The sequence below is a fragment of the Hyphomonas sp. genome (assembly GCF_018402285.1).
Taxonomy (GTDB): Bacteria; Pseudomonadota; Alphaproteobacteria; order Caulobacterales; family Hyphomonadaceae; genus Hyphomonas.
In genome coordinates this window covers 725,666-740,655 of record NZ_JAGYJH010000003.1, presented here as the reverse complement: position 1 = coordinate 740,655, position 14,990 = coordinate 725,666, and the positions used below count along the sequence as shown (strand labels likewise).

Annotated in this window: 11 protein-coding genes; 8 read left to right on the top strand and 3 right to left on the bottom strand. The window is 63.3% G+C overall.

Going from position 1 to position 14,990, the window contains the following annotated elements:
- Positions 1 to 9 precede the first annotated feature (9 nt).
- A complete protein-coding gene (locus tag KG722_RS06270; RefSeq protein WP_213270822.1) occupies positions 10 to 885 on the top strand; it encodes an alpha/beta hydrolase in 876 nt (291 codons plus the stop codon).
- Positions 882 to 2,168, top strand: a complete 1,287-nt coding sequence (locus KG722_RS06265) for an MFS transporter (RefSeq protein WP_213270821.1) — start codon at positions 882 to 884, stop codon at positions 2,166 to 2,168. Before KG722_RS06270 ends, KG722_RS06265 begins: the two co-directional genes overlap by 4 nt.
- Positions 2,169 to 2,192: 24 nt before the next feature.
- Here the strand turns inward: KG722_RS06265 and KG722_RS06260 are convergent, their stop codons facing one another.
- Together KG722_RS06260 and KG722_RS06255 are read right to left on the bottom strand one after the other, a co-directional pair.
- The gene (locus KG722_RS06260; RefSeq protein ID WP_300998265.1) at positions 2,193 to 2,807 is read right to left on the bottom strand and encodes a hypothetical protein; all 615 of its coding nucleotides are present in this window, start codon (positions 2,805 to 2,807) and stop codon (positions 2,193 to 2,195) included.
- A gap of 129 nt (positions 2,808 to 2,936) precedes the next feature.
- A complete protein-coding gene (locus tag KG722_RS06255) occupies positions 2,937 to 3,764 on the bottom strand; it encodes an ABC transporter permease (RefSeq protein WP_213270818.1) in 828 nt (275 codons plus the stop codon).
- Between the two features lie 262 nt (positions 3,765 to 4,026).
- On the opposite strand from KG722_RS06255, the gene KG722_RS06250 reads away from it, so the two are divergent.
- A complete protein-coding gene (locus tag KG722_RS06250; RefSeq protein WP_213270816.1) occupies positions 4,027 to 4,572 on the top strand; it encodes a GcrA family cell cycle regulator in 546 nt (181 codons plus the stop codon).
- A 76-nt stretch (positions 4,573 to 4,648) separates the two neighbouring features.
- Here KG722_RS06250 and KG722_RS06245 read toward each other — a convergent pair whose 3' ends face one another.
- Entirely contained in the window at positions 4,649 to 6,028 is a 1,380-nt protein-coding gene (locus KG722_RS06245; RefSeq protein WP_213270814.1) for an ATP-binding protein, read from the bottom strand.
- Between the two features lie 215 nt (positions 6,029 to 6,243).
- Between KG722_RS06245 and KG722_RS06240 the strand changes: the two genes are divergently transcribed.
- From KG722_RS06240 to KG722_RS06220, 5 genes are all read left to right on the top strand, one after another.
- Positions 6,244 to 7,713 carry an efflux transporter outer membrane subunit gene (locus tag KG722_RS06240; protein WP_213270812.1) on the top strand — a complete coding sequence of 490 codons (1,470 nt, stop codon included), beginning with the start codon at positions 6,244 to 6,246 and terminating at the stop codon, positions 7,711 to 7,713.
- 5 nt (positions 7,714 to 7,718) lie between these two features.
- Complete coding sequence (locus KG722_RS06235) at positions 7,719 to 8,990, top strand: efflux RND transporter periplasmic adaptor subunit (protein ID WP_213270810.1); 1,272 nt, start codon at positions 7,719 to 7,721, stop codon at positions 8,988 to 8,990.
- Positions 8,987 to 12,208, top strand: coding sequence for an efflux RND transporter permease subunit (locus KG722_RS06230; RefSeq protein WP_213270808.1), 3,222 nt, complete (start codon positions 8,987 to 8,989; stop codon positions 12,206 to 12,208). The genes KG722_RS06235 and KG722_RS06230 overlap by 4 nt, the downstream gene beginning before the upstream one ends.
- 92 nt (positions 12,209 to 12,300) lie before the next feature.
- Entirely contained in the window at positions 12,301 to 14,523 is a 2,223-nt protein-coding gene (locus KG722_RS06225) for a M13 family metallopeptidase (RefSeq protein WP_213270806.1), read from the top strand.
- Positions 14,524 to 14,658: 135 nt separating this feature from the next.
- Complete coding sequence (locus KG722_RS06220) at positions 14,659 to 14,988, top strand: hypothetical protein (RefSeq protein WP_213270804.1); 330 nt, start codon at positions 14,659 to 14,661, stop codon at positions 14,986 to 14,988.
- Positions 14,989 to 14,990: the final 2 nt, after the last annotated feature.

The following is a 14,990-nucleotide window of genomic DNA, read 5'->3' as shown; positions in this document are numbered from 1 at the left end:
TGCAGGGGCATGTTGCCAGATGGCACAGATATACGCTGGAATTCGGCAGACGGGCTTGATCTCTATGCAAAGTCATATGGGCCCGAAGACGCCCGCCTGACGGTGCTCTGCATTCACGGCCTGACGCGAAATCATCAGGATTTCGAGCCGATGATCGCCGCCCTGCCCCGCCATCACCGTTACCTGGCCGTCGACGTGCGCGGACGTGGCCGGTCTGCCTATGATCCGGAGCCGGACAATTACCAGCCGAAAGTCTATGCCCGCGACATGCTGGGTCTCCTCGACACGCTCGGCGTCCGGAAAGCGGCGCTCATCGGCACCTCCATGGGAGGCCTGATCTCGCTGCTGATGATCCGCTCTGCCCCTGCGCGCGTGGCCGGCATCGTCCTCAACGATGTCGGGCCGGTGGTGGAGAAAGCCGGCTTGTCGCGTATTGCCTCCTATGCCGGCAAGGTGGCTCCGGTATCGGACTGGGAGAGCGCCGCTGCGGCCGTGAAAACGCTTCAGGGCGCGGCCTTTCCGGACATGCCGGAAGCGCGCTGGATGGATTTTGCCCGGCGCACCTACAAGCAGCTTCCCAATGGCGAGGTTGTGCTGGCCTACGATCCGGCAATCGCCCGCTCTCTGGGCAAGGTAAAGCCCGGCGCCCTTACAAACTTCGTGATGTGGCGCATGTTTGCCGCAACCCGCAAGGCGCCACTTCTGATCGTCCGGGGAGGGACATCCGACATCCTCTCGGGCGCCACGGCGCGCGAAATGGTGAGGCGCCACCCGGATGCAAGCCTTGCCACAGTGGCGCGCGTCGGACACGCGCCAATCCTGGACGAACCCGAAGCGGTTTCCGCCATCTCTGACTTTCTCAACCGACTGGAGACTGCGGCATGACCAGCCCCGCCCTTGCCCCTGCCGCGCCGAAGATTTCAGGCCGCGCCTGGATCCTTGCCGTCCTCACACTGACCTACACGTTCAACCATGTGGACCGGCAGATCCTCGTGATCCTGCTGGAGCCGATCAAGAACGAGTTCGGGCTTCGCGACAGCCAGCTCGGCTGGCTCTCGGGCATTGCCTTTGCCGCCTTCTACGCGACACTGGGCATTCCGGTCGCGATGTGGGCCGACAGGGGCAACCGCCGCAACATCATCGCCATTGCGCTCGGCCTCTGGTCGGCAATGACGGCGCTTTCCGGCCTTGCCCAGAACTACTGGCATCTTCTGCTGGCGCGCATGGGCGTCGGCGTCGGCGAAGCAGGCGGCACCCCGCCGGCCACCTCGATGATTGCCGATCTCTACCCGCCGCAGGAACGCGCGACCGCGCTGGGCATCTACACCGCCGGCATCGGCCTTGGCATCATGGCGGGCTTTGCGCTCGGCGGTTATGTGTATGAGCTCTATGGCTGGCGTGTTGCCTTCTTCGTGGCGGGCATTCCCGGACTGATCCTCGCCCTGGTGGTTCGCTTCGGCATCCGGGAACCGGTCCGGGGCCTTGCCGACCAGCGCCAGGATGACAGCCCCGCGCCCCCGCTTGGCGAGACCCTGAAATTCATCTTCAGCCAGCCCTCTTACCTCTGGCTGCTCGCGGGCTGCCTGCTGATCTGCATTTCGGCAAACGCTTTCCTTGTGTTCACCTCCAGCCATCTTCAGCGCACCTATGGCCTCTCTCCCGGCCAGGTTTCCCTGCCTTTGGGCCTCCTGATTGGCGGGGTCGGCAGCATTGGCGCGATCGTGCTGGGGCGGGTGTGCGATATGCTTTCAAAGAAAGACCTGCGCTGGCGCCCGCTGATCATCGCCATCTGCGCCGCCATCGCCCTGCCCTTTGCCTGGATGTTCCTGCGCGCGCCCAGCGTTGAGCTGGCCTATGCCTGGAACATTGTTCCGAGCTTCATCGGCCTCATCTATGCCAGCGTTGCCTACACCGCCTCGCAGGAACTGGTGAAACTGCGCATGCGCTCTTTCGCGTCCGCCTTCATGCTGTTCTGCCTGACACTGATCGGCATCGGCTGCGGGCCGTGGATCGCGGGCGAGCTGTCGGACCATTTTGCACGGCGCGGCGCCGAGCAGCCCCTCGCCCGCGCTCTGGAACTGATCCTGCTGTTCAACGCCGCCAGCATCGTCTGCCTGCTGATGGCAACCCGCAGCTACCGGAAGGATGCGGCGAAGGCGGCGCTGTGACCGCCTTCGCGCGCTGAAGGTTGCTCAGTACTGCAATGTATTGGGCTCGGTTTCCGGCGGAGGCTCAGCCGCAGGCGGCGGCGCCGGTTCGGGCATCTGCTCGTCGATCGTCTCGTCGGCCGGCTGGGGCGCAGCGCTCGCCATGCCGCAGCACCGTACCTGCATTTCCAGTACACGGTCCTGGAACCGGCACTGCTGGTCGTTGATCTCGCGCAGGATGGAGAGGCCGCCTGCGCGGGTTGTGAACCGCGTCTGCGTGCAGCTGGTCAGGGTATAGCCTTCCCGGCAGGTGCCGATGTTCGACTTCTGGATGGTGCGGGTCTCGCACTGCATCTGGTCCTCCCTGGCAAGGGCTTCTTCCGCCTTGGCCATGGCCGCGGCGGCATCGGCCCTGGCCTGATCAGCTGCCGACTGGGCCTCGCCGACGAGATTGAAAGCCTCCGACATGCGCAGGTTGGTATCTGCAAGCGCCGTCGACTGGCCATCGATCTCGACCTTGAGGCGGCAGACATCCTCGTCTGCCTTGTCGGGATTGGCGCAATACTGACCAATCGTCATGTCATTGGGAATGCTGGTGCATGCGGACATGCCCAGGGCAGCAAGCGCAAGGCCCCCTGCCAATATTTTTCTAAGTGTCATCAACACCTCCATCACCGGTTGTCCGGGGGCCTTTTGACCCTCCGCCCGGCCATGGGGTGGCAGTATGGTTAATCGGTCAACCCTGGTCGCGCCTCAGGGGAACCCTGACAGCGCCCTGACCGGGCCGGATCAGGCCTTGAGCTTGTAGCCATTGCGGAACAGCAGCCAGACCCAGATCATGGAGGCAAGCGCCAGAACACCGGTGAAGATCACCCCCACCAGGATCGATCCGTTCGCCACACCCAGATGGCCATAGCGATACCCGTCGATCATGTAGAAGATCGGGTTGAAATGGGCGATCGTCTGGAAGGGCTCCACCATGACCTTGATGTCGTAGAACGTCCCCGAAAGGAAAGTCAGCGGCACGATGACGAAGTTGGTGACGGCCGCCAGATGGTCGAACTTGTCCGCCCAGATGCCGCCATAGGCCCCCAGCGCCCCGAGAATGATGGCCGATGTCAGGGTAAACCAGAGGATCGGCCAGACATGCGCCACCGACAGGTTGGCAAGGCCGGAGAGCTGGATCGCGATGGCAGAAATGGCTGCCACGACCAGTCCGCGCGTCACTGCCCCGCCCAGGAACGCAATCGTCAGCTCCAGCGGCGAAAGCGGCGGCATCAGGAAGTCGACATGGGTGGCGTTGAACTTCGCCTGCAAAAGGCTCGAACTGGTATTGGCGAAAGCATTCTGCAGGATCGCCATCATGATCAGGCCGGGAGCGAGGAAATCATTGTAGTTCATGCCCTCAAAATCGCCGGTCAGCCTGCCCCGGTCACCAAAGGCGAGCTTGAACACCGTCATGAACAGCAGGGTCGTGACGACCGGCGCGAAGACGGTCTGCATCCAGACCTTCAGGAAGCGTGACACTTCCCTTTTGTAGAGGGTCCACAGCCCAAGGCCGTTGAAGGCGCCGTACTGGCGAAGGCGAGATTGCGGGCTGTCGGGAATCGTATCCATTCAAGGCAAATAGGCCATGCAGCCACCCAGCGCGAGGGGGCGCGGAAGCCTTTTTCCACCGCCCCCTCCAACCACCCGCCCTGTGGAATCCCTGCCACAACATCTAGAAACCCTGTGGAAAGCTTGGGGCGCATGTTGTGTTTCATTTCGGTCCTGATACGATATCTAGGTGTCGAGAGGGGCGGTGCGTAACAGCCGTCACAACATCTAGTAGGCTTGGGTCCCGTTTGCGGCCCGGCCTCAGGCGGGAGGCCTGCAAGCCATGTCATGGACCGATGAACGGGTAACAGTGCTCAAGAAGCTGTGGGCAGAGGGCCACTCAGCCTCTCAGATTGCCAAACAGCTGGGCGGGGTTACCCGCAATGCCGTGATCGGCAAGGTTCACCGCCTCGGCCTGTCGGGCCGCGCCACCCCGTCCCGGCCGGTCAAGCGTCCGCCGCGCCTGGCCCGTCCGAAGCCGCGTTTCCTGGTCGAAGGGGCTGCCATCGCGGCAGCGCCTGCCGCCCCGGCGCCCACCGTCCTGCCCGGCCTCACCAGCGCGCCCGCTGCGCCAGAGCGCAGCACGGCCCTTGCCCCGCTGCCGCCCCTGCCGATGGCAGACGGCACGCCGGCAACCATTCTCACCCTGCGCGATTCCATGTGCAAATGGCCGATCGGCGACCCTGCAGACCCGAAATTTGCCTTCTGCGGACGTAAAGCCGACTGCGGTCCCTATTGCACTGAGCACGCAGCCGTTGCATTCCAGCCTGCAAGGAAGCGTGACGGCCGCAAATCCGAATACGACTACGTCCGGCGCATTGCAGGCTAACGCCCGCAGTCCATCTCGCCAGACGGAAGGAAGCCCCCGGTGCCCCCCGCCCCGGGGGCTTTACCGTTCCGGAGCCCTAGATCTCGCGGGCAGCGGGCAGCCACACGCCAAAGGCGCTTCCCTGCCCCATCACCGTTTCAACCGCGAAACCACCGCGATGGTGGGCCATGATATGTTTGACGATGGCCAGGCCAAGGCCCGTGCCGGTGATCTTCCCGCCCCGGCTCTGATCGGCCCGGTAAAACCGCTCTCCCAGCCTTGGCAGATGTTCCCGCTCGATACCGGGGCCCTGATCCTCGACCCGCATCCACACCGTCGGATCATGGATGGCAGAGCGGTTGGACGTCTGCAGCAGGGTCATCCGCTCGCTCTCGGGCCAGACCTGCGCGGCTTCTGTCCTGGCGGCAAAGCCATCTGGCGCGACCCCGCAGCGGATCGTGATCGTGTGGCCGCCCCTGGAATACTTAATCGCGTTTGAGACGAGGTTTTCAACGACCTGAATGAGCTCGTCCCGGTTTGCCGTCACCGGCGGCAGGAAGGCAGGCTCGTCAAAAACGAGTTCAACGCCCTTCTCGCCGGCCAGCGGCTGCAGGGCATCGACGGAATTCAGGACGATGTCGCTGAAATATTCCCGCGATGTCGGCTGAACATGTTCGGCGCTTTCGATCCGGGAGAGTGACAAGAGGTCGGCGATGAGGCGGCTCATCCGCTCGGTCTCCCCGGCCATGATCCCGAGAAACCGGTCCCAGGAGTCCTTGTCCTCCCGCGCCGGCCCGCGCATGGTTTCTATGAAGCCCGAGATCGCCGTCAGGGGCGTGCGCAACTCATGGCTGGCATTGGCCAGGAAATCTGCGCGGGCACGCGCCGCGCGCTTCACCGGCGTCAGGTCTTCGAGCACCACGAGCAGGTTGCCACTGCTGCGGATGGGCCGGATATGCGCCCGCCACTGTTCTTCCGGGCCGATCTCCATCTCGATCTCGGCCGCCCCCTGTGCTCCGGCGTTGAAACAGGTTTCGATGGCGGTGAGCAAGGCCGGGGCGCGGATGATCACGCTGGCCCTGGGCGGCGCCGAGCGGCGCTGGCCAAGACGCAGGAACGCCGCTGCCGGTTGGTTGTAGGCAATGATCCGCTGCTGGTCCTGGCAGACTTCAAATGCAGGAAGCGGCAACGCAGACAGCAGATCGGCGATGGGAACCTGATCGTTTCCCGACATCTCGACGGAGGGGACGGGCGCGGTCGGCACCTGCATGGCCGCCGAGCCGACATAATAGGCCGCCGCAATCGATCCGATGACAAACATCGCCGTAAGCGCTTCGATCAGCCCCAGAGACCCGGTAAAGGCCAGCGCCAGCATGACCGTGCCCGTTGTCAGCACCAGAACCGCGAAATCCCGGGTCCGGCGCGTCATCGATTGCCGGGGCGGGTGTAAACTCTCTGTTTCAGATCCATCGCTCATAATGCTGCTCGCCTGTTCCGGAACGCGTTCCCGGTCACCTGACTAGCGGCTAGCGCGCCCCCGGCGTCATGCCAATACTAGCTGACCTGCCATCGGATGGGATCGCGTGATCCAGGAAGTATGAAAAGTTATTGAAATTCGATAATTTCTCATTGACGCTCGACAAGGACAGGCGTATCGGAACCCTCAAGGCAGCCCGGAGCGCCGGATACAGCATGAAAAATTCTCTTCTCCTGATGAGCACCGCCATGCTTGCGGCGTGTGCAACCTCGCCCCACGGCGTCGAACGCCTGACGACCGACCGGGACGCCCTGTTCGCCACGGCGCCGGATGCGCCCGCCCAATGGGCCGCCCGCGGGGTGGACGGGGTTGCCGGGCCGGGCAATTGGCTCGACCAGTTCAACGACCCGGTCATGAACGGCCTTGTCTCTGAAGCGCTCAGCGCCAACCCGACGCTGGAAGCCCGCGCCGCCAGCCTTCGCGCCGCGGTGGCCCTCTCGCGCAGCGCAAGGGGCCAGCGCTGGCCCTCCCTGTCAGCGGCCGCTACTTTTGGCGGAACCTCAACGGGCGTCGCCCTCCCGGGCGGGGGCGATGACCGCATCAATGGCGAGGTCTATGGCCTCGGTTTCGACGCAAGCTGGGAGTTCGACCTCTGGGGCAGGATTTCCAACGCGATCGCGCAGGCGGACGCCGACTATGCCGCCACTGCCGCTGACCTGGCCGCTTCGGAACTCTCTGTTGCGGCGCAGACCGCATCTGCCTGGGTCAGCCTCAATGAGGCGCTTGCCCAGGAACGCATCGCGGTTCTCACCTATGAAGCCCGCCAGAGGGTCGTTGACCTGACCGAACCGCGCGTGCGCGCGGGTATTTACGGGCCGCTGGAATTGCGCACGGCGCGCAGCGCGCTTGCCCAGGCTGAAGCCTCGATTGCTGCCCGCCGGCAGTTCTCGACCGAAGCGGCCCGGCGGCTTGAAGTCCTGCTCGGGCGCTATCCCTCGGCAGAAATTGCCGCGCCCGCGCTCATTCCGGAACTGCCGCCAATGGACGTGGTCGCAAATCCCGCGCTGCTGCTGTCGCGCCGACCTGACATCGCCGCGCTGGAAGCCCGCGTCGTGGGCGCTGGCCTGCGGGCCGAGGAAGCCCGTCTCGCCCTCTTGCCCGGCCTCAGCCTGACCGGCTCGGCCGGTACCAGCCAGAGCGACCTGTCCGACGCGCTGGATCCGTCGCTGATCGCGGCGCGCCTGATCGGCAGTCTGGTTCAGCCTGTCTTCACAGGTGGCCGTCTGGACGCCCAGCGCCTGGCAGCCATCGCGCAGGCGGAAGTCGCCGTCGCCAACTATGCCGGCGCCGCGCTCGATGCATGGCGGGAAGTGGAGAATGCACTGACCGCAGACATCCTCATTGCCCAGCAGGAAGAAGCGCAGGGACGCGCCATGGAAGAGGCCCGGTTTGCCGAAGAGATCGCCGAGCGCTATTATTCTGAAGGCACCGTCAACGTCTTTAACCTGATCGATGCGCAGACGCGTCGGCTGACAGCCGAAAGCCAGCTGGTAACCGCCCGGGCTGACCGCGCCCGCAATCGCATCAACTACCATCTCGCCCTCGGCGGCGGCGTTCCGGTCATGGAACCAGCAGCCGAGGAAGACCTGTTTGACACTGACGCCGCCCAAAGCGGCAGGAGATAACCGCCATGGGACGCCTCATCGCCATCATCGCACCCATCCTGATCCTTGTGGTTCTGGGGATCGGGGGCGTCATTGCCGTCTCGGCCATGAAGCCGGAGCCTGAGAAGAATGACGAGCCGCGCGTCGGCCTCAATGTCTTTGCCGAACAGGTCCAGACAGGGTCCCTGACAATCACGGTTGAAGCGCAGGGCGAAGTGCGCCCCAAGCGCGAGATCATGGTTGCGCCGCAGATCTCCGGCCGCGTCACCTATGTGTCGCCCGACTTTGTCGATGGCGGTTTCATCACGCGCGGCCAGGTGCTCGTCCGCGTCGAGCCGGCCGACTATGAGCTCGCCGTCGTGCGCGCCAGATCGGTTGTCGCCAGCGCCGAGCAGGGGCTTGCCCGCGAGGTCGCCGAAGCCCAGCTTGCCCAGAAGGACCTCGATGATCTCGGCCTGACAGACGCTTCCCCGCTTGCCCGCCGCGAGCCACAGCTTGCCGAAGCCCGCGCCGCTCTGGACGCCGCCAAGGCGCAGCTTGCCGAAGCCGAACTCAGCCTCAACCGGACGGCCGTGATCGCGCCGTTTGACGGGCGCGTGCGCGACCGGATGACCGACATCGGCCAGTTCGTCTCCCCCGGCCAGTCGCTCGGCAACATCTTCGCCACCGATGTCGTGGAAGTTGCCCTGCCCCTCAAGGATGCCGACCTCGGCCAGCTCGGCCTGCCGATCGCCTTCTCCGCCTCCCCCGAGCAGCCCGGCCCCAGGGTCGAGTTCAATGCGACGGTTGGCGGCAAGCCGCGCATATGGGTCGGCGAGATCGTCCGCACCGGCGCCGCCATCAATTCCCAGACCCGGCAGATCAATGTCTTTGCCGAACTGAAGGACCCCTTTGGCGCAGGCGCCGATGATGGCGCGCCGATGGCGCCGGGCCTCTTCGTCAATGCCCGTATCCAGGGCGAGACGATCGGCAATGTCATGATCGCTCCGCGCGCGTCCCTGCGCGGTGACGACCGGCTGTTCATCGGCGACCCCAGGAGCGGCAAGCTCTCGATCCGAACCGTCGACGTCGCCTACTCCGACCGCGACGGCGCCTACCTCCGCTCCGGCGTCGAGCCCGGCGAGCTTGCCGTGACCAGCCCGATCCAGGCCGCATTTGACGGCATGAGCATCACCGTCCTGGAGCGCCTGCCAGATGGTACCGTCAAGGTCCACGGCGAGCAGAAGAAACCCGCAGCAGAAACCGAAGCCATCGCGAAAGCCGGCACGACCGAAGGCGGCGAAGGGAGCGCGCAATGAACGGACTTGCCGCCTGGTTTGCGCGCAACTCGGTTGCCGCAAACCTTCTGATGTTCATCGCCTTTGCCGGCGGTGTGTTCGGCTATAGCGCCATGGAACGGGAAATGTTCCCGGTCGTGAAGGTAACCGGCGCGTCGGTGTCGGTCGCCTGGAACGGCGCCTCGCCGCGCGACATCGAAGAGCAGATCGTCGCCCGCATCGAAGAGTCGGTTGCCAGCATCAACGGCCTTGACCGCATCACTTCGGTCGCCAGCGAAGGCGTGGGCGTGGTGAACATCCGCGGCCGGGATGACATCGACATGGATGTCTTCCTTGACGAGATCAAGATCCGCGTCGACCAGATCAACAACCTTCCGCAGGCGGCCTTTCGCCCGCAGGTCACACGCTGGGAACAGCGCAACTGGTTCATGGGCATGGCCGTACACGGCGATGTCGACCAGAAGACCCTGCGCCAGATCGGCAAGCGCGTGCGCGACGACATCGCCCGCCTGCCCGGCGGCGAACTCGCCGTCCTCCAGGGTACGATGGACGAACAGGTCAGTATCGAAGTCTCCGAAGAGGCCCTGCGCCGGTTTGGCCTGTCGCTGAACGATGTGGCCGCCGCCGTGCGCGGCACATCGCTCAACTCCTCGGGTGGGCGCATCGAGTCTCCTGTGGGCGACGTCTCCCTGATGTCGCGCAACATTGCCGACTCGGCCGAGCAGTTCGGCGAGATCATCATCCGCCAGACCAGCGGCGAGGGCACGGTCCGCGTCAGCGACGTGGCCAATGTCATCGACGGCCTTGTCAGCGACAAGCTGAGCACGACCTTCAACGGCCGCAACACCGTCTTCGTGATGACGCCCGAGCCCGACCAGATGGACATCCCGAAATATGCCCAGGGCTTCCGGGACTATATCGAGCGCGCCAATGATCCGGCCAGCGGCATCCTGCCCGAAGGCATGAAGATCGACATCCTCTGGGACGATTCAGAAACCTTCAATGCCCGGATGGATCTGATCACCACCGCCGCGCTCCAGGGTGCCCTTCTGGTGATGCTCGTGCTGATCCTCTTCCTTCGCCCGACTGTGGCTTTCTGGGTTACCGTTGGCATCGTGACCGCCTTTGCCGGCGCCGTGCTGCTGATGCCCCTGCTCGGCGTCTCCTGGAACATTCTCTCCACCTTCGCCGTACTCCTCGTGATCGGGGTGATCGTGGATGACGCCATCGTTGTGGGCGAGAACATACACAGGGAAGTGGAAAGCGGACGCCGCGAAGGGCTTGACGCGGCCATCATCGGCACGCAGCTGGTGATGAAGCCGGTGATCTTCGGCGTCCTGACGACCATCATTGCCTTCCTGCCCTGGGCCTTCATCTCCGGCCCGACGCGGATGTTTACCCAGCAGATCAGTTTCGTGGTTGTCGCCGCGCTGACCTTCTCGATCATTGAATCCATGCTGATCCTGCCAAACCACCTGTCTCACATGAAGAAACAGGAATTTGGCGGGCGCACCGGCCGCTTCATGGCAATGCAGCGCCGCATTGCCGACAGCATGCTCTGGTTTGCCAACCATGTGTATAAGCCGGTGCTCGAACAGGCGATCCGGTTCCGGTATGCGACGGTTGCCTTCTTCTTCTCATTGTTCGCCATCGCGGTAACGATGCAGTCAACCGGCATTGTCCCCTTCCAGTTCATGCCGGAGATCGAAGCAGACCTGATCCAGGTCTCGATCGAAATGCCCGACGGCACGCCCTATGAGCGCCTGCTCCAGGTGCGCGACCAGCTGCAGAACGGTGTCGAGACCGCGAAGCAGGAGCTGGGAAAGGCGTATCCGGAGGTTGAAGGCGGCCTTATCCGGGACGCGTCCATTATTGCCTCCGGGGGCCAGGTGCAGGCCTTTATCGGGCTCATTCCACCTGAAGAACGTCCCGAAACCGTCCGTTCCAAGGAGATTGCAGAAAAGCTCCGTGAAAAGACCGGCCCGATCCAGGATGCTGAATCCATCAACTTCTCCTTCACTTTCAACGAGGCCGATACTGGCCTGCAGTTTGCGCTGAGCCATCCCGATCTTGACCGTCTTCGCGCAGCCGCCGATTTCCTGAAGACCCATCTGGCGACCTATTCGGAAGCCTATGACATCTCCGACAACCTCTCCTCCTCAGCCGAGGAAATCCGGGTCACGCTCAAGCCCGGCGCAGAAACGCTCGGCATTTCGCTGAGCGATGTCTCCAGCCAGGTGGCGCAGGCCTATTTTGGCATCGAAGCCCAGCGCAATCCGCGTGACGGGGAGGATGTCCGCGTCATGGTCCGCTTCCCGGAATCGGCACGCGAAGATCTCGACAGCCTGGAGACGCTGCGCGTGCGCACGCCAGACGGCCGCGAGATTCCCATCACCCAGGTTGCAGAGTTCGAGTTTGCCCCCGGCATCAACCGCATCATCCGGCGCAACCGCATGCGGTCGGTCACCGTGTCTGCGGAAATCCTGGGTGAAGGAGGCCGCGGGCGGATCATGGGCGCCATGGAAGAAGATTTCTGGCCGTCATTCCGTCAGCAATTCCCGGACGTTATCCGCGGCGAGGCCGGCGGGTTTGAGCAAGAGCAGCGCTTCTTCTCCGAAATCAGCCGGCTGTTGCTCATCGGTGTTGGCGCCATGTACATGCTCCTCGCCGTGGCGTTCCGCTCCTATTCCCAGCCCCTGCTGCTGATGATGGCCCTGCCATTCGCCTATTGCGGGGCGATCTTCGGCCTTGCGATCAGCGGTGTGCCAATGGCGATGTTTGCCTTCTTCGGCATTGCGGCGGCGGCCGGCGTCGTGATCAACGACAACCTCGTGCTGATCGACTATGTGAACCGAAGGCGGGAAGAAGGCGCAGGCGCTGTCCAGGCGCTTGTGGACGGGGGCGTATCGCGCTTCCGCCCAGTCCTGCTGACCTCCGTCACGACCTTTGTCGGCATCCTGCCGCTGATGGCAGAACGCTCCGTCCAGGCACAATTCCTTCAGCCGATGATCGTGTCACTGGGATACGCCGTGGCTTTTGCCCTGTTCGTCTCCCTCCTCATGGTGCCGGCGCTTTACGCCGTGGGCGTGGAAGTGGGCCGCATCTTCCGCTGGACCTGGGGCGGCAAGCCTTATCGCCAGATCGGCGAGGGCTACAGCGGACAGGTTACCCTTGATGAAGAAGCGCTGATGGGTACAAGTCGCGCAGACCCCAAGGGGACGCCCCAACCGGCAGAATAGCCGGGCATGCCCAGAAGCGGAATAATCAGCCACCCGATGGCCGGTCCCTTCCGGCCACCGCCAGTTTTGCAAAAAGTCGGAGGACCGCAATAATGAAACATTTGCTCCTGGGCGCGGCAGTGATCGCGCTTACCACAGCCTGTGCAACGGCGCCTGAAGCGCCCCCTGCAACAGAGCTTGCCGCGGCCGCGGAAACACCGGCAGCGCCAACCGGGCCCGAAGCCAGGCAGAAGAAATATCCCAATGCCGAAGGCCTGCTTCTGTCTGCACCCGATACATGGGGCGAGTGGGGCATTGATCTGGGTACATTCAAGCAGGATGTCCGCCCGGGTGAGGACTTCAACACATATGTGAACGGCACCTGGATCGAGACCATCGAAATCCCGGCTGACCGCTCCCGCTATGGCAATTTCGACCTGTTGCGTGAAAAGTCCGAGCAGCGTGTCCGCCTCATCATCGAGGACCTCGCCAGGCAGGAGCCCTCAATCGATACGCCCGAAGGCAAGATCGGCGCCTACTACGCAGCCTTCCTGGATATTGATGCCATCAACGCGGCAGGTCTTGAACCGGTCAAACCCTACTTCGATCAGATCGATGCCCTCGCCAGCCTTGAAGACGTCACGCGCCTGACCGCCACGGTTGGCTTCTCCTCACCGATCAGCGGCTTCGTCTTTGTCGATGACAAGGACCCGGAAACCTACATCTTCCAGATGGGTCTCAGCGGCCTCGGTCTGCCCGACCGCGATTATTATCTGAAGGAAGATGAGAAATCGGTCGAACAGCGTGCCAAATATGTTGCGCTTCTGACCGCCCTGCTCGGCAAGGCAGGCTACGCCGACCCGGCCGCCGCCGCTGCAGATGTGATGGCGCTCGAGACGGAAATGGCCAAGACCCATTGGGACCGCACCCTCTCCCGCAACCCTGAAATCACCTACAACAAGCTGACACGCGAAGAGTTCTATGCGCTCGCCGGAGACTTCCCGGTCTCTGTTGCGCTCGAGACAATCGGTGTCGCCGATCAGGCAAGCTTCCTGGTCGCTCAAATTCCTCCGACAGCAGAAGAACTGGCGTCTGCCGGTATCTCCGAAGAAGATGCCGCCAAACTCGGCGGCGGCTTCCCGGCAATGTTCGAGGTCGCCAGCCAGACGCCGCTCGACACCTGGAAAGCCTATCTCAAGGCTCATTTCCTGATCGATCATTCTGCTGTCCTGCCCGACGAGATCGACCGCGAAGTCTTTGCCTTCTTCGGTACCACGCTGAACGGCCAGCCCCAGCAACGCGAACGCTGGAAGCGCGCTGTGTCCGCGACCGAGGGCGTCATGGGAGAGGCGATCGGCAAAGTCTTCGTCGAGCGTTACTTCCCGCCCGAGAACAAGGCCGCGATGGATGATCTCGTCGCCAACCTTCGCACGGCCATGGCCGCAAATCTCGCAGAGCTCACCTGGATGAGCGACACGACCAAGGTCAAGGCCGTGGAAAAGCTCGACAGCTTCAACCCGAAGATCGGGTATCCGGAAAAGTTCGAGACCTATGACACCCTCGTGGTCGGGACAAACGCCCTCGACAATACGATGGCCGCCGGAAAATGGTCGCTCGAGGACAACCTCTCCGACCTCGGAACAACCGTCGACAAGTCCAGATGGTTCATGACCTCACAGACGGTCAATGCCTACTACAATCCGAGCTTTAACGAGATCGTGTTCCCGGCCGCCATCCTGCAGCCGCCCTTCTTCAACCTTTCGGCCGATCCGGCTGTGAACTACGGCGCCATCGGCGGGGTCATCGGCCACGAAATGGGCCATGGCTTCGACGACCAGGGCGCCAAGTTCGACGCCACCGGCGCCCTTGCCAACTGGTGGACGGAAGAAGACCAGGCCGCCTTCCGCGAGCTCGGCGACGCGCTTGTGGCCCAGTATGACAGCTATTGCCCGCTGGATGATGGCACCACCTGCGTCAACGGACGCCTCGGCCTTGGGGAAAACATCGGCGATCTCGGCGGTCTGTCGATGGCCTACCGGGCCTACCAGCTCAGCCTCGACACCAATGGCGACGGTGTCGTCAGTGAAGACGAGCAGGCACCGGTGATCGACGGCTTTACCGGCGACCAGCGTTTCTTCCTCGGCTGGGCACAGATCTGGCGCTCGAACTACCGCGAGGAAGCGCTCCGCCAGCAGCTGAAGACGGGGCCTCACTCGCCGCCGCAATACCGGATCAACGGTATCGTGCGCAATCTGGACGAGTGGTATACAGCCTTTGATGTCACCGAGACGGATGCCCTCTACCTGCCGCCGGAAGAGCGTGTCCGCATCTGGTAACAGGCTGACTCTGCTGTAGAAACTATGGTTGACCGGAAGACTTGAAGGCGTCCGGTCAACCTCGTTTTCACCGCACATGTCGTAAATGCCCGCAAGGACGCGCTTTGACGGCACATTTCTTGCTCCTGGCAGGGCATGACCATTCTGACACGCATTTTTGGCACGAACAAAGCCGGGACGGTTAATCCGTCACGCGTTGAGCGCGTTGCCGCGTGCCAGACCGGTGAGGACTTCGCGCGTCCCGTCCGGGCGCAGGTATACCGAGAAGCCACGGTGACGTTCGAATCCGGCTACACCCTCAAGGGCATCGTCCTCGACTATACCGAGGCCGGCCTGCGCATCCGTTTCCCGACGAACGAAGCCGTGCCCCGTTTCCTGACCGTGAACGCCCGCTCTGTGGGCATTGGCGGGCGCGCCGAGGTCGTCTGGCATAAGGGCTCTGAAATCGGCCTCAAGCTGATCTGATA